The organism is Amycolatopsis rhabdoformis (genome assembly GCF_035918295.1).
GTDB classification, from domain to species: Bacteria; Actinomycetota; Actinomycetes; order Mycobacteriales; family Pseudonocardiaceae; genus Amycolatopsis; species Amycolatopsis rhabdoformis.
Map to the genome: position 1 here is coordinate 4136162 of NZ_CP142149.1, position 15201 is coordinate 4151362.

General features: G+C 69.6%; 13 protein-coding genes and 1 pseudogene. 6 read left to right on the forward strand and 8 right to left on the reverse strand.

Going from position 1 to position 15201, the window contains the following annotated elements:
- Positions 1-60 precede the first annotated feature (60 nt).
- Positions 61-928 (forward strand): IS5 family transposase gene (locus tag VSH64_RS18790; RefSeq protein ID WP_326836917.1). Its coding sequence is split into 2 segments (ribosomal slippage): positions 61-609 and positions 611-928, totalling 867 coding nucleotides; the frame shifts between segments, so codons are not numbered across the junction.
- A 15-nt stretch (positions 929-943) separates the two neighbouring features.
- Here VSH64_RS18790 and VSH64_RS18795 read toward each other — a convergent pair.
- The 4 genes and pseudogenes from VSH64_RS18795 to VSH64_RS18810 all read right to left on the reverse strand — a co-directional run bounded on the left by VSH64_RS18795 (position 944) and on the right by VSH64_RS18810 (position 3508).
- Positions 944-1351, reverse strand: a complete 408-nt coding sequence (locus VSH64_RS18795) for a hypothetical protein (RefSeq protein WP_326836918.1) — start codon at positions 1349-1351, stop codon at positions 944-946.
- 138 nt (positions 1352-1489) lie between these two features.
- Positions 1490-1606: pseudogene (locus VSH64_RS18800) on the reverse strand (IS481 family transposase); the annotation flags it as partial.
- Positions 1607-1634: 28 nt separating this feature from the next.
- On the reverse strand, positions 1635-2390 hold the full coding sequence (locus tag VSH64_RS18805; protein WP_326836919.1) for an arylamine N-acetyltransferase family protein: 756 nt from the start codon (positions 2388-2390) through the stop codon (positions 1635-1637).
- A gap of 89 nt (positions 2391-2479) precedes the next feature.
- The gene (locus VSH64_RS18810) at positions 2480-3508 is read right to left on the reverse strand and encodes a methyltransferase (protein WP_326836920.1); all 1029 of its coding nucleotides are present in this window, start codon (positions 3506-3508) and stop codon (positions 2480-2482) included.
- Positions 3509-3778: 270 nt separating this feature from the next.
- Between VSH64_RS18810 and VSH64_RS18815 the strand changes: the two genes are divergently transcribed.
- The 5 genes from VSH64_RS18815 (at position 3779) to VSH64_RS18835 (ending at position 10197) form a co-directional block, all read left to right on the forward strand.
- Entirely contained in the window at positions 3779-3967 is a 189-nt protein-coding gene (locus VSH64_RS18815; protein WP_326836921.1) for a hypothetical protein, read from the forward strand.
- A 160-nt stretch (positions 3968-4127) separates the two neighbouring features.
- The gene (locus VSH64_RS18820; RefSeq protein ID WP_326836922.1) at positions 4128-4895 is read left to right on the forward strand and encodes an alpha/beta fold hydrolase; all 768 of its coding nucleotides are present in this window, start codon (positions 4128-4130) and stop codon (positions 4893-4895) included.
- Between the two features lie 71 nt (positions 4896-4966).
- Positions 4967-7267, forward strand: coding sequence for a penicillin acylase family protein (locus tag VSH64_RS18825; RefSeq protein WP_326836923.1), 2301 nt, complete (start codon positions 4967-4969; stop codon positions 7265-7267).
- A gap of 159 nt (positions 7268-7426) precedes the next feature.
- A complete protein-coding gene (locus tag VSH64_RS18830; protein ID WP_326836924.1) occupies positions 7427-8200 on the forward strand; it encodes a class I SAM-dependent methyltransferase in 774 nt (257 codons plus the stop codon).
- A 245-nt stretch (positions 8201-8445) separates the two neighbouring features.
- Positions 8446-10197 (forward strand): FAD-dependent oxidoreductase, encoded by a 1752-nt coding sequence (locus VSH64_RS18835; protein WP_326836925.1) that lies wholly within the window; start codon positions 8446-8448, stop codon positions 10195-10197.
- Positions 10198-10258: 61 nt separating this feature from the next.
- Here VSH64_RS18835 and VSH64_RS18840 read toward each other — a convergent pair whose 3' ends face one another.
- The 4 genes from VSH64_RS18840 to mhpA all read right to left on the reverse strand — a co-directional run bounded on the left by VSH64_RS18840 (position 10259) and on the right by mhpA (position 15133).
- Positions 10259-11098 (reverse strand): methylenetetrahydrofolate reductase, encoded by an 840-nt coding sequence (locus VSH64_RS18840; RefSeq protein WP_326836926.1) that lies wholly within the window; start codon positions 11096-11098, stop codon positions 10259-10261.
- Between the two features lie 28 nt (positions 11099-11126).
- Positions 11127-12029 (reverse strand): formyltetrahydrofolate deformylase, encoded by a 903-nt coding sequence (gene purU, locus VSH64_RS18845; RefSeq protein ID WP_326836927.1) that lies wholly within the window; start codon positions 12027-12029, stop codon positions 11127-11129.
- A complete protein-coding gene (locus tag VSH64_RS18850; RefSeq protein ID WP_326836928.1) occupies positions 12026-13375 on the reverse strand; it encodes an aminomethyl transferase family protein in 1350 nt (449 codons plus the stop codon). Before VSH64_RS18850 ends, purU begins: the two co-directional genes overlap by 4 nt.
- A 141-nt stretch (positions 13376-13516) precedes the next feature.
- On the reverse strand, positions 13517-15133 hold the full coding sequence (gene mhpA, locus VSH64_RS18855) for a bifunctional 3-(3-hydroxy-phenyl)propionate/3-hydroxycinnamic acid hydroxylase MhpA (protein WP_326836929.1): 1617 nt from the start codon (positions 15131-15133) through the stop codon (positions 13517-13519).
- Positions 15134-15201 lie beyond the last annotated feature (68 nt).

Sequence of the window (15201 nt, forward strand, 5' to 3'; positions counted from 1 at the left end):
GTGACGGGGCTAGGGCGTGTCCTGTAAGTGGTTGAGCTGTGGGTCTGGTAATCGTGTGCGGTGGTTGGGCGGGGTGAGCTGACGGATCGGGCGTGGGCGGTGATCGAGCCGTTGTTGCCGCCGGTGTCCGGTGGTGGCCGGCGATGGCGTGATCACCGCCAGGTGATCAATGCGATCCTGTGGAAGCTGCGCACCGGTGCTCCGTGGCGTGACCAGCCCGAACGTTATGGGCTGTGGGAGACCGCGCATGAACGGTTGCGGTTGTGGACCAAGAACGGCACCTGGGACAAGATCCTCGACCACGTCATTGTCAAAGACGACGCCGTTGGTGATCCCGAGTGGGTCGTCTCGGTGGATTCGAGTGTTGTCCGAGCGCACCGGCACTCGGCCGGCGCCCGAAAAAAAAGGGGATGCAGCGACGAGGTCGAAGCCATCGTCGTCGACGGGGAAGAACTCGGCCGGTCCCGCGGCGGGCTGAGCACGAAGATCCACCTCGCCGTCGACGGGCGTGGCCTGCCGATGCGGTTCCTGCTCACCGCGGGCCAAGCCGGAGACATTCCGCAGCTGGTTCCCTTGCTCAACGGCATCAGCATCGCCCGGCTCCGGGCCGGGTCGCCCCAGGTCGCGACCGGACGCAGTGATCGCGGACAAGGCGTATTCGCTTCCCTCGACCCGTGAGGCGATGCGGCGGCGGATCAATTTTGTCAGCCCGCGGCGCCATGACCAGATCGCCCGCCGCACGGCCAAAGGCTCCCGCGGCGGGCGACCACCCACGTTCGATCCTGAGGCCTACAAGCAGCGCAACGTCGTGAAACGCTGCTTCAACCGGCTCAAGCAGTTCCGAGACCTCGCCACCCGCTACGCCAAACGCGCCGCCTGCTACCAGGCCGAACTCACCATCGCCGCCATCGTGCTCTGGCTCCGATGACTCACAGGACAGCTTCTAGACGCAGTCCGCGGAGCCAAGAAAACAATTCTGGAAGTCCAGCACTGTGCCGTACTCGTCGGTGAGGTCGACATAGACGCGATTCGCTCCGCCGGGAACGTCCGCGGAAAGGGAAACGTTGAACGAGGTGACGGTATTGCAGCGCAGGCTCGTGCTCTTCGCGTCAAGCTGTTTCGTGTCCACCAGCGACCTCGCGAGGGCCCGCTCGCATCCGCTGGAGTTCAACGACCCCACGATGCCGACGGAGCGGTTGTACCAGGTGACCCTGCCGGAGAAGTAGCCACCCGTGCCGTCCTTTACCAGGAAGTAAGAGGTGGGGTAGGCAGCTGCGCCGGCCGGTGCCGCTGCGGCGACCGTGGGCGCGGCGACGAGAGTAAGAGCAGCCGCTGCGGCGGCCACGGTCATGCTGACTCTTCTCATCGGTTTTCCCCCATTGGTAAGTTCTGGACGAAATCCATTCGAATGCTAGGAGTCGTGCAGCCGATAGGCAAGGGCCAGCGACCTCTTCGCGCTCGCGGATCACCGACCAGCCACCCCAGCGGCTTTCCCGTTGTGGCGTGGGATGTAGGGCGTGATCCGCTGATGCCGGGCCCCGCGCAGGACGGCGGCGAAGTCGTTCGCGCGGTAGCAGGCGCCGTTGTCGGTGACCATGCGGTAGATCCGGCTCCGATGATTTACAGGACAGCTCCTAGGCGCGCGGTACCCGTTGCAGGCGATAGCCGAAATGCTCGCGGTAGGCCTCGAGGATCGCCTGATCGTCCTCCAGTTCGGACTCCGCGCGGTCGCCGTCGGTCGTCTCGATGAGCCGGTGGCCCGCGATCGTCACGCGGCCGCCCGGGCGCCAGAGGGAGCACGTCGGGCCGTGCGCGAACGGTGAGTCGGGCGAGTTCGCATGGAATCGCGCGGTGGCCGTGAAGTCGGCCAGCTCTCGCGGCGCTGGTTCGAGGCGGTACACGACGTTGCCGTCCAGCAGCAGGTCGAGGTCGCCGGCCGGAGCGGGCCGCACGCTGAAGCTGCCGAGCGGGTCAGGCTGCGGCTCGGCGGTGCCGAGTCGCAGGGGCCGCAGGCTGAAGCGGCCGAAGCCGACGTCGACCAGCCAGGGCTCGTCGAGGTCCACACGAAGCGCGAGGTGGTCGAACGGCGGGCCCCATTCGCCGGCGCCGCGCGTCACCCGCCCAGCGAGCAGGTGCACGTCGAAGCCCACGTCTTCGAGCAGCAGGGCGAACGCGCCGTTCAGCTCGTAGCAGAGCCCGCCGCGGCGTTGCCGCACGATCTTCTCCAGCACGCCGGCTTCGGTGAGGTCGATCTCCTCCCCGAGGTAGCGCCCGAGATTCTCGAACGGGACCGATTCGAGGTGCCGGCGCTGCAACTCACGCAGGGAGGCGAGATCGGCGTGCGCCGGCCGTTCGGCGCCGATTCTCCGCAGGTACTCCTCGAAGTCCATTCGCGACACTCCCGTGGTCGTTCCAGTACCGAAGTCGGATCGGGCCCGCGCCCGAGAATCGGCAAACGGTGAAGCGAGCAAAGGGCCGATCAGACGGGCACGGTTTCGATCACGGCGAAGGCGCCGGCCGGGGTGATCTTGGTGCGGCGCAGACCCGCGGCGGCGAAGAGCGCGTCGAACTCGGCGGTGTCGCGTTCCCGGCCGCCCGTCATGTCGAGCATGGCCATGTCCATCAAGGGAGCGAGGCCGGGAACGCCGATCTCGGGGACGAGCAGGTCGATCACCACCACCCTGCCACCCGCCCGGAGCGAGGCGCGGCAGTTCTTCAGAATGCCCACGCAGTCGGCGTCGGCCCAGTCGTGCAGGATGTACTTGAGGACGTACAGGTCGGCCGGCGGGACGTCCTCGAAGAAGTCGCCGCCGACCGTGGTGAAGCGGTCACCGAGACCGTCGGCCTTCGCGGCGGCTTCGGCGTCCGGGACGATGTGCGGCAGGTCGAAGACACCTCCCCGCAGGTCCGGATTCGCCTTCATCAAGGCCCGGATCACCTCGCCGCCCGCACCACCGACGTCGAAGGCGAGCCCGACGCCCGCCGTGTCGAGCACCGCCGCGACGTCCTGAGCCGCGGCGCGCGACAGATTGCCCATGGACTCCGTGAAGAGACCGGCCTCGTCGAGGTGGAGGGCGAAGTAGTCGAAGATGGTCTCTTCGGCGTGCGCCGCCTTGATCCGGTGCTCACCGCTGCGCACCGCGTCCGGGAAGAGTCCCCACGGCAGCCAATGACCCGGCGCGGTCTGGGAGATCGCGAAGCCGCGCAACGAGTTCGGATCGTCTTGGGCCAGGCAGCTCAGCAGCGAGGTAGCTCGGTAGCGCGCTCCGCCGTCCTCGCTGGTCATCAGGCCCAGCGAGGCACAGGTGCGCATGAGCCGCCGAGTCGCGTCGAGATCGAGGTCTTCCGCCGCGGCGACCGCGTCCGGCGTGTCGGTTCCGCTCGCGAGGTGATCCGCGAGATTGAAGAGGGCCGCGGCGCGCACGGTCTGGGTGACCCAGAAGCCCGTGACCATGCCCATCATTCGTTCGTAGTCCTGCGGCCCGGCCGTGAGGGGGTCAGTCGACAAGTCGCTCTCCCGTTTCCGTGAGCTCGGCCTCATCGACCGCGCCCGGCTTCCATGGACCATATAGTCCACTTGATCACAGCATAAGTCGCTCTTGGTCCAAATGGTCCAGTATGAGGACCCGGCTCGATGCTGTTTGCCCGGCCGTACCCGTGACGGTGCCCGACGGCCGCCGACGCGACCCGGGTACTTCAGGGCGAGTTCTGCCGAACGCCGGAAGATGCCCCGGCGGGCCTACGCCAAGGAAGACAACAACGACGATGGGAGCCAGCCATGCCGGTGGACACCACCGAACGGAATTTCGGCCCGGACGACCCGGAATACTTCATCGCCGAACTCGCCCGCACAGGCGAAACCGCGTCCGCCCACCGCGCCTCACCGCCGGACGACTCGGCCGATGGCGGCGCTCCGCAGGACGAATGCCCTGCCGACTCGGAGCCGTCTGACGATGGCCGTGGCTGACGACCAGCTGCCGCGCGGGAGGTAAGACGCGGCCGATCGCGGACTCGAACACTGCATGAGCGCACTGGCCACCCCGGCCGGGGGCACGCCGTACTCACCAAGCGGCTCGGGTGGGCCGTGGACAGAACAGGAGCGTTCCCCGGTGGCACGATCGGCCGCGTTGAGCTTCACCGAGCAGGGGCCCGAGGCGGAGACGACGATCGTCCTCGTGCACGGTCTCGGCGGACGGCGGGCGCAGACCGCCGCTCTGGCCGACGACTTGAGCCGGGACTCGCGCGTGGTCTCGGTCGACCTCCTGGGGCACGGGTCCTCGCCGGTCGGACAAGGCGCTCGCGGCATGGTGGCCCAGATCGAGGCGTTGCAGCAGCTCATCGAAGACCTCGCGCTGACCCGCGTGGCGCTCGTCGGCCACAGCGCGGGCGGTACAACCGCGTTGCGCATGACGAACGAGGTGCAGGAGATCGAGACCGTGGTCCTCCTGGATTCCTCGCTCATCATCAGTGACGCCGTGGAAGACTGGGCGGATCGCCTGGCGCGCTCGCTCGATCGCGACGGCTTTCACCAGACCGTGGCCGGCCTTCTGCGGGCCAATCTCGGCGAGGCGCCCGAGGCGAGGATCGCCGACGAGGTCAACGAAGCGGTGAAGGACACCGATCCCGAGGTCGGTGCCGCGCTCCTGCGCGACGCCGTGGCTTTCGACGCGACGGACGAGATCCGGCGGAGCCCGTCCCGAATCTGCTACGTGCGGTCCTCTCGGCCCCTCACCGCTGCCCAGCTCCACGCGGTGCGACCGGACGTGACCTTCGCCCATGTCCAGCATGCCGGGCACTGGGTTCAGATGGAGCAACCGAGGAAGGTCGCGGACATCATCCGCCGCACCGTTTTCGCCCCGACCAGCGTGCCGGCGTCCCAGCCAGGTGAGGCATAACCGTAGGCGATTTCGCCGGACGCTGGCCATTCACGGAACAACGTCGATAATCCTTCTGATGAGAGACAGCAGTGGCACCTGACCGAACCTCCCACATCCTGCCGGGGCTCACGGGGCCCGCGGAGATCGTGGTCGACCGTTGGGGTGTGCCGCATATTTATGCGGCGAGTACCTATGACGCGTTTCGTGTGCAGGGTTTCAACGCGGCGCGGGATCGGTTGTGGCAGATCGATTTCTGGCGGCGGCGGGGCCTGGGCCGGCTGGCGGAGGTGTTCGGGCCGGAGCACGCCGAGCGTGACCGGGCGGCCCGGTTGTTCCTCTACCGCGGCGACATGCACCGCGAATGGCTCGCCTACGGCTCGGACACCAAGCGGGCGACGACGGCGTTCGTGGAGGGCGTGAACGCGTTCGTCCAGCTCACCCGCGACCAGCCGGAGCTGTTGCCGGTGGAGTTCCGCGAGCTGGGCTACGAGCCGGCGGTGTGGGCCCCGGAGGACGTGGCCCGCATCCGCAGCCACGGCCTGTTCTACAACGTCCGCGAGGAAGTCGCCCGGGCCCGCACCCTGCGGGACCTGCCCGCCGACGCCGAAGAGCTACGCCGCCGCCGCGAACCATGGCGGCCGGTGGACGTTCCCGAGGGGTTGGATCTGGCGGCGATCCCGGATGATGTGTTGCGGGTGTATGACCTGGCCACGACCGCCCCGGTGTTCGCACCCCCAGCCCCCGAGGACGCGCAGGGCGACGTCCTGCCCGAAGGCAGCAACAACTGGGTCCTGGCCGGGTCCCGCACCCGGTCGGGGCGGCCGTTGCTGGCCAACGACCCACACCGCGCGGCCGCGGCGCTGCCCGGGCTGCGCTACATCGCCCACCTCAACGCGCCCGGGTTCAACGTGATCGGCGGCGGGGAACCGGCGCTGCCGGGGATCTCGATCGGGCACAACGGGCGGATCGCGTTCGGGCTCACCATTTTCGCGATCGACCAGGAAGACCTCTACGTCTACGAGACCGACCCGGCCGACCCGCACCGCTACCGCTACGACGGCCGCTGGGAACCCATGCACCGCGTGACCGACACGATCGCGGTGCGCGACGGCGACCCGGTCGAGGCCGAGTTGCTGTTCACCCGCCACGGCCCGATCGTGTATCAGGACCCGGAGAAAAACCTCGCGTTCGCGGTGCGGGCGGCCTGGCTCGAACCCGGCATGGCCCCCTATCTGGGCAGCATGGACTACATGCGGGCCGCCGACTGGGACGAATTCTCCGCCGCCATGAACCGCTGGGGCGCGCCACCGGAAAACCAGGTCTACGCCGACCCGTCCGGCCGGATCGCCTGGCAGACCGGCGGCCTGACCCCGATCCGCCCGAACTGGGACGGCACCCTGCCCGTGCCCGGCGACGGCCGCTACGAATGGGCCGGGTTCTACGACACCGACCAACTGCCCGGCACCGTCGACCCCGAAGCCGGTTTCCTGGCCACCGCCAACGAAATGAACCTGCCCGCCGACTACCCACCCGAACGCCACATCACCTACGACTGGTACGCCCCGTATCGCAAGCACCGCATCGACGAAGTCCTCGCCCAGACCACCGACGCCACCCCGCACAGCATGGTCGCCCTGCAAAGCGACTTCCTGTCCATCCCCGCCCGCCGCATCGTGGCGAAGCTGCGCGAACTGCACACCGACGTCGACGGACTCGACCTGCTCACCAGCTGGGACGCCGTACTCGCCCCCGATTCCGCGGCCGCCGCACTGTTCGAAGTCTGGTACCGCCGCCACCTCCGGCCCGCCTTGCTCGCCGAAGCCCTCGAACCACTCGTCGGCACCGAACAAGCCGACGCGACAGCCACCCGCATCTCACCCGACGACGACCAGCTCGCCGACGCCCGCATCGACCTCACGCTGCTCGAGAACTCCGGCACGTTCGCCGAAATCGTCGCGAAAACCCTGCCCGCCGCCATCACCGACCTCGAAAACCTGCTCGGCGCCGACCGGGGCGCCTGGCAGTGGGGCCGATTGCACGTCGCCCGCGCACAGCACCCGCTCAAGGCGCTGCTGCCCCACCTGCCCGAAGACCGGCTGACCACGGAAGCGCTTCCGCGCGGCGGCAGCGGCGACACCGTCGGAAGCACCGCGTACGGCCCGAATTTCGTGCAGTCGGCCGGCGCGACCTTCCGCATCGTGGTCGACGTCGGCGAGTGGGACTCCTCGCTCGCCATGAACGCGCCGGGCCAGTCGGGCCGGCTCGACGACCCGCACTACACCGACCTGTACGCCGCGTGGAACCGCGGAGAGGCCTTTCCCCTGCTCTACAGCCGGGAACGGATCGACGCCGAAGCCGAGACCGTGATCCACCTCAACCCGCCCGGCTGACCTCCCCACGCGAGCCGCGCGTCCGTTGTTCGGGAGCAAATCCCCCTACACAAGAGAAAATCGGTTGCCCGAGAGCCGATCGGGCAGGTTTCGATTGCCGCCCTTCCCTCACCGCCGATTCACCGCGGTCGCGGCGAAGTTCGGAGTTAGAGTGGTTTCATGATCACTTCTCCCGGCTATGCGCTCACGAACGCATGGGAGCGGGCCCAGCGCCGGCTCGCCGGCCTCGAGCAGACGTACGACCCCACCACGCGCAAGCGCCTGAGCGCACTCGGGCTCGCCGGCGGTTGGCGGTGCCTCGAGGTCGGAGCGGGCGCCGGTTCGATCGCGCGGTGGCTCGGTGAGCAGGCCGGCCCCGACGGCTCCGTGTGCGCGGTCGACCTCGAGGTGACCGCCCTTCACGACCTGCCGGCGAACGTCGAGGTGCGCCAGGCCGACATCCGATCCGACCCACTGCCCGAAGCCGCCTTCGACGTGGTGCACGCCCGCCTGCTGCTCAATCACCTGAGCGAGCGCGAGGCAGTGCTCGACCGGCTCGTCGCGGCGCTGCGCCCGGGCGGCTGGCTCCTCCTCGAAGAGGGCGACACGTTCTCCATCGGCGCGATCGACGAGGACACCGACCACGCCCGGGCCATGCGTGCGTGGTGCGAAGTGCTCGCGACCGTCGCGGACGTCGACTTCGGCCGGAAACTCCCCGCCCTCGTGGTGTCACGGGGGTTGACCGACGTCGGCGTCGAGTGCGAAGTGCCGTACGCCGAGGGCGGCACACTCGGGACCGAGTGGCTGGCGCTCACCTTCGACCAGCTGAACGAGCGCGCCGGCGGGCAGATTCTGGACGCGGCCACCGTCGAGCGCTGGAAGGACAAACTGGCCGAGCCCGGACAGTGGTTCCCCTCGCTCAGCCTGGTGGCCGTCCGGGGCCGCCGCCCTTGAGAGCGGGCCCGGCAATGGTGTGGTCCAGGGGTGACACCGGGTACGCCGGTGAGTAAGAGCGGGCAAGACCTCTTTAGTATGGACCTTATAGTCCATCCGGGGAGCTAAGGTGGCTCTCAGCGAGCAAGCCGTCGTCCCCACGCAGCCGGGTTCCGCACCCATGGTCGTGAGCCTGCTGCCGGATCCGGCCGGGCTTCACGGTTCCGTATTTCTCCCGCTCTCGAACACCGACGAGGACTTCCACCATGAACGAGTACGACACCGACGTCATCGTGGTCGGCAGCGGGCCGGCCGGCGGCACCGCCGCCCTGCTGCTGGCCACCTACGGCGTGCGCACGGTACTGGCCACCAAATACGGCTGGACCGCCGACACTCCCCGCGCTCACATCACCAACCAACGCGCCATGGAAGTCCTGCGCGACCTGGGCATCGAGGAGCAGGCCCTGGCGCAGGGCACGCCGCCGGAGCTGATGGGCGACACCGTGCTCTGCACCTCCCTGGCCGGGGCCGAGATCGGCCGGATCGCGAGCTGGGGCACCGGGGACCGCTCCGCCACCGAGTACGGTGCGGCCAGTCCGTGTCACCTGATCGACCTCCCGCAGACCTACCTGGAGCCGATCCTGGCGACCAACGCGGCCGAACGCGGCGCGAAACTGCGCCTGGACACCGAATTCCTCGACTTCACCCAGGACGCCGACGGCGTTACCGCCCGCTTCCTCGACCGGGTTCGCGGCGACGAGTTCACCCTGCGAGCCCGCTACCTCATCGGTGCCGACGGTGCCCGCAGCCGCGTCGCCGAACAGGCCGGGCTGCCCATCGCCGGCGAGACCGGCAAGGCCGGGTCGATGAACATCACCTTCACCGCCGACCTCGGCAAGTACGTGGCCCACCGCCCCAGCGTCCTCTACTGGGTCATGCGCCCCGGCGCGCACCTGGGCGGCATCGGCATGGGCCTCGTGCGGATGGTGCGGCCGTGGAACAAGTGGCTGCTCGTGTGGGGCTACGACATCGCGCAGGCCCCGCCGGAAGTCGACGCGGACGAAGCGACCCGGATCGTGCGCGACCTCATCGGCGATCCCGAGCTGGAAGTCGAGATCACCTCCACGTCACTGTGGACGGTCAACCACTCCTACGCCACCCGGTATTCCAGCGGCCGGGTGTTCTGCGCCGGCGACGCCGTCCACCGGCACCCGCCGTCCAACGGCCTCGGCTCCAACACCTCGGTGCAGGACTCGTTCAACCTCGCCTGGAAACTCGCCATGGTCGTCCGGGGCGAAGCGGGCGAGGAACTGCTGGAAACCTACTCGGCCGAACGCGCCCCGGTCGGCAAGCAGATCGTGGACCGCGCCAACCTCTCCCGCGACCAGTTCGGCCCGATCTTCGAGGCCCTCGGCATCAGCGGCGACACCGACTCCGACGCCATCGCCGCCGGCCTCGCCGCCTGCCGAGCCCCCACCGAAGAAGGCGCCCGCAAACGTCGCCGGCTGGAAAAAGCCATCGAGCTCAAGCACTACGAGTTCAACGCCCACGGTGTCGAACTCGACCAGCGCTACGCCTCCACCGCCGTGATCCCCGATGGCCCGGCGCCGCTGTCCGGCCGCGACCCGGAGCTGTTCCACCAGGCCACCACCACCCCGGGCGCCAAGATCCCGCACGTCTGGCTCGTCGACGCCCACGGCAACCGGGTATCCACTTTGGACCTCGTGGGCCGTGGCCGCTGGAGCCTCGTCACCGGCCTGTCCGGCAGCGCCTGGGCCACCGCCGCCGAGAAAGCCGCCGCCGAACTCGGCCTGGGCCTGCGTGTGGTGACCATCGGCGCCGACGGCGCCCGCGACTCCTACGGCGATTGGACCCGCACCAGCGAGATCGACGAGGCCGGCGCGCTGCTGGTCCGCCCGGACGGCTACGTCGCCTGGCGCCACCACACCGCCGCCGACGAACCCGAAGCGGCCACAACCCTGTTGACCGTTCTCAAATCCGTGCTCTCCCGGCCCTGAGCCGCGGCCCACCAGGCGCCGCTCGGGGAACCGTCCTTTCACGGCTCCCGGAGCGGGCCACTCACGTCGGCGTCGCGCACGAGGCGAAGCGTTCCTGCCAGGCCGTGGCGGCCTCGATCTGGTTGAACGAGAACAGGTGGAGGCCCTCGATCTCGGACGCGGCCTCGCCGAGCCGATCCACCAGAGCACGCACCAGCTCCTCCGGCCGGTAAGCGCCGCCCCCGACGAGGTTGCGCACCATCCCGTGCTGCTTGCGCAGGTACCGCAGCGACGAACCCACCCCGATCCGCAGCGAAACCTCGACCAGCTTGCGGATCTGCACCGGACCGGCAAGACCGAGCCGCAACGGCAGGACCACCCCCGCGGCCCGCACCGAACCGAGCCAACCGACCAGTGCGTCGACGTCGAAACACAGCTGGCTGACGAGGTAGTCGGCGTTCTTCTGCTTGCGCAGCAGGTCGGCCAGCACCACGTCGTCGGGAATCGCGGGATGCCCTTCGGGGTAGCAGCCGACGCCGATCCGGGTGATTCCGTGGTCCAGGTCGGCGAGCGCCTCCAGCAGATCTGCCGCGCCGGGGTACGGACCCACCGGCTCGGTGAGGTCGCCGCCGATCACGAACAAGTCGGTGATGCCCGCCGAGGCGAGCCGATCCAGGAAGTCCCGCAACGCGGCGGGGCCGGCGACCTGACGCGCCGCCAGGTGCGGGATCACGCGGTAGCCGTTCTTCGCGGCCAGCTCGGCGAACTCCAACGTCCGTTCGGGCCCGGTCTTCGCCGAACACGTGATCGTGAAGACCGTCCCGGAGGGCGCCGAGAGCAGATCCTCGCGGACGCTCCGGAGCGGGATCGCCTCGATGTGCGTCGCCCGAGCCAGCCGGGCGACAACTTCGGAAGTGGTCATGGTGCGACTCCAGTGGTAGCGCGGGGATTCAGCGGAAGACGACCGTTCGCCCGCCGTCGAGGAGCACCCGGTTCGAGGTGTGCCAGCGGACCGCGCGGGCCAGCGCGAGACATTCGGTGTCCCGCCCCAGCGCGGCGACCTGCTCGGCCGACATCGAGTGGTCGACCCGCGCGACCTCCTGCTCGATGATCGGCCCCTCGTCGAGGTCCGAGGTCACGTAGTGCGCCGTGGCACCGACGACCTTCACGCCCCGGTCGTACGCCTGGTGGTACGGCCGCGCGCCCTTGAAACTCGGCAACATCGAATGGTGGATGTTGATCGCCCGGCCCTCCCACTGCTTGCACAGGTCCTCCGAAAGGATCTGCATGTACCGCGCGAGCACCACCAGATCCACGTCGAGCTCCTCGACGAGGTCCAGCAGCTGCCGTTCGGCGGCCGGTTTGGTGCCGGCCGTGACCGGGATGTGGTGGAAGGGCACGTCGCGCTGCTCGGCGAAGTGGCGCAGGTCGGGGTGGTTGGACACGACGGCGACCACGTCCACGTCGAGCGCGCCGATGCTCGCCCGGTAGAGCAGGTCGTTGAGGCAGTGCCCGAACTTGCTGACCAGGATCAGCACCCGGTGCCGCGTCCGCGTGTCGGTGAGCCGCCACGTCATCCCGAACGCCTCGGCCACGCGGGTGAAGTCGCGGCGCAAGGCGGCCGCTTCCAACGGGGTTTCGCCGATCGCCTCGAACTGCACGCGCATGAAGAAGGTCCCGGTGCGCCGGTCGCCGTACTGCTGGCTCTCCACCACGTTGGCGCCGTGGTCGAACAGGAAGGAGGAAACGGTCCGGATGATGCCGGCGCGATCAGGGCAGGACAGGGTCAGCACGAGGTGGACCGCCTCGGTCACCGAATCCGGTGCCCGCGAGAGACCTGCGTGGCCGCTCATGCGAGCGGGGTGGTGCTGACGATGGCGCGGACTTCCGTCTGCACGTGGCGCTCCACGTTCGCCTTGGCGGCGCCGCCGTCCGGCTCACCCCAGACGACGGTGACCTCGGCCCCCTCCACCGCGTCGGCCTCGTCGATCATCGCGAGCGAAGACCAGCCGCCGACGTTCACGGTGTACCCGGTCCGGTTGGAGATCCCGGTGACCCGGTCGCCGATGCGGACGGTGTCGTACTGGAAGGTCGCGTACACGGCGTAGGGCACCTGCAGGTACCTGGTCCGCGCACCCCGGCCGGACAGTCCGCCCGCCAGCAGCCGGGCGACGTCTTCGTCGTTCCACCGCAGCCAGACCTTCCGGCGGTGCGGCTGTCCGGCCGCCTTCTCGAGGGCCGAGCGGCCGAGGAAGTCGTGGTCGAACTTCACGATGCCGCCGTAGCCGAGGTCCCACGGCGTCGGGTAGTAGTCCTCGATGTCCGGGGAGTCGAAGCTGCCGCCCAGCGAAGCGGTGCCCGTGGCCGAGTTCGCCGGCAGCCACTCGCGGAACGCCCGCGTGCACTCTCCCGAGTAGACGGCGGGCACCGGCAGTCCGATCCAGCCCGACTCCAGGGCGGTCGTGGAGTACGCGATCGCTCCGCCCTGGCGCATCCCGAACTCCTCGCCCGCGCGCACCAGCGCCTCGAGCACCGCCGCTCCCTCGTCGAGCGGGCCGAAGAGCTCCAGTCCGGTCATCTCCAGGCCGGGCACGCCGGTCATGGTGTGGTTCAGCGCGCGCACCGTGTGCCCGGCGACGGTGAACCGGCCCATGCGGAAGAACTTGAGGCGGTCGATCGTGCCGCCGTGGGCCTTTTCGGCGATCTTCAGCGCCGCCGGCCCCTGCAGCTGGTAGCGGTACAGCGATCGCCGCGGGTTGAGGGGCGTGCGCTCGTCGCGCGTGATGTCCACCCGGTAACCGCCGCGCTCGGCCTGGAAGGTGATCCAGTCGTGCACCACGGATCCCCCGACGAGACTGACCTTGTCGTCTTCCAGTCCGAACAGGATCGCGTCGCCGACGAGGTAACCGTCTTCGCGCACGGCCACGTACTGCTTGGCGCGGTCGGCGCCGAAGGTCGCGAAACTGTTCACGCCGTAGTCGCTCATCAGCCGCTTCGCGTCGGGGCCGGTGAAGGTGACGTCGAGCATGTGGTGGGACTGGTCGAACAGCACCGCGGTCTCCTTCCACGACGCCTGTTCGTCCCGCCAGTTCGTGTACTCGCTGCGGATCGGGAACGGATACGCCCCACCGGGCGCGGCGCGCAGCATCGGCACCGGGCCACCCGACCGCCGGATCTTGGCTTCGAGGCTCTCGGACATGCGAATCCCTTCTGTTGCGGCCGCGTCACGGCGTGGCCGGGGTCGGTTGGTGGCGGCAGGGCCGCACGGAGGTTCAGTGAGCGGACGACGCCGCTGTGGTGAGGAGGGCGCGGAGGTCTCCCGCTTCCCGCGCCTCGCCGGTCACCGCGTCTCGTCCGCACCGAGCCGCGCGGCGAGGTCGTCGACGATCGCCGGCAGCTCGCTGAGCGAACCGGCGCCGAAGACGTAGAAATCGGGGCGCGTCACGACGACGTCCCAGCCGCGCTCGGCGAAGTGAGCCGCGTAAGCACCGTCCACATCGGTCACTCCGCCGGCACCGTCGGGCGCGACGTGCACGACCTGCGCCCGCAGCGCGTCCAGGAACGCGCGCTGCCGCGGCGCGAGCACCGCGGCGGGATCACCGGCCGTGGACACGACCGTGAAACCGCCGCCGATCACGTCGTCGAAGAGCCCGGGCGCGCCGGCGCGGCTCACCCGGGCCTGCAGGCTCAGCTCTCCGGCGCCGCTGCCGTCGCGGACGACCCCGGACAGCGGCGGAACCACCGGCAGGTGTTTCGCCGCGCCGCTGCGGAACGCTTCGTCGCGGCGCTCGGCCTCGTCCGGGTCGAGCGTGCACGGCAGCCGGCCCGTCTCGATCGACAGTTCGGTCCAGGCCCGCAGGTTCGGTTCGCGCTCTTGCTGGTACGTGTCGAGCAGCGCCTCCGCCGTGATCCCGCGCAGCACGAGGTCCAGCTTCCACACGAGGTTGCTCGCGTCCCGGATGCCCGAGCACATCCCCTGCCCCTGGAACGGCGGCATCGTGTGCGCGGCGTCGCCGAGGAGGAACACGCGGCCGCGCTGCCACTGCTCGGCGATCTTCGCCTCGAACCGCCAGACGTGGTAGCGGACGATGCTCAGGTCCTCGCTCGTGAGCCCGAGGCCGGCGAGCAGTTCCCAGGCGACGGCGGGATCGGCCATCTCCTCGGCCGTCTCCCCCGGCAGCAGCGCCCACTCGAACCGGCGGTGCCGCTTGCCGAGCGGCAGCACGGTGGTCGGGCGGTTCGGGTCGCACCACTGGCCGGAGTCGAAGGGCAGGTCGACGCGGTCGCGGTTGCGCCGGGCGTCGGCGTTGGCCCACAGCGAGGAGAAGCCGAGGTCCGCTCGCCGGATGCCGAGCCGGTCACGGACGAAGCTGCGTCCGCCGTCGGCACCGAGGAGGAACCGGCCGCGCAGCACGAGATCACGGGCTTCTCGCGCGGGCCCGTGGAGATCGGCCGGTGCCGCCGGGGCGGTGGCGTGCACCTCGACGTGGTCCTCGTGGACGAGGAAGTCGTGAACCTCGAAGCCGCGGTGGAACGTGATGGCGGGGTCGTCGACGTCGTGGGAGTAGAGCAGGTCTTCCAGCTCGGGCTGGTAGAGCATGTAGTCGGACTTCCAGCCCGACACCCCGTCGGCCGCCCACGGAAACTCGGTCAGCAGTTCGCCCTTGCCGTTGCGCAAGGTGTAGGTGTCGCAGGCGACGGCGTCGGCCAGCAGGGCGTCGGCGAAGCCGAGCAGCTGGAACGTGCGCATGATCTCGTGGTCGATGTGCCCGGCCCGCGGCAGGTTGTAGAGACCCGGGTGGCGCTCCACGACCGCCACCCGGTGACCCAGCCGGCCGAGCAGGCCCGCCGCGGTGAGCCCGACCGGGCCCGCGCCCACGATGACCACGTCGTAACCGTCGTCGGGAGTCGGGCGGCCCTCGGGGTGCGTGCTCGCGTCCGCGCTGGAAAAAGGCATGACAAAGCTCCTCGTGACGACGTGGGGGCGAAACTGTCCGAAAAGGACTCGACCGGGCCGGACCGGGA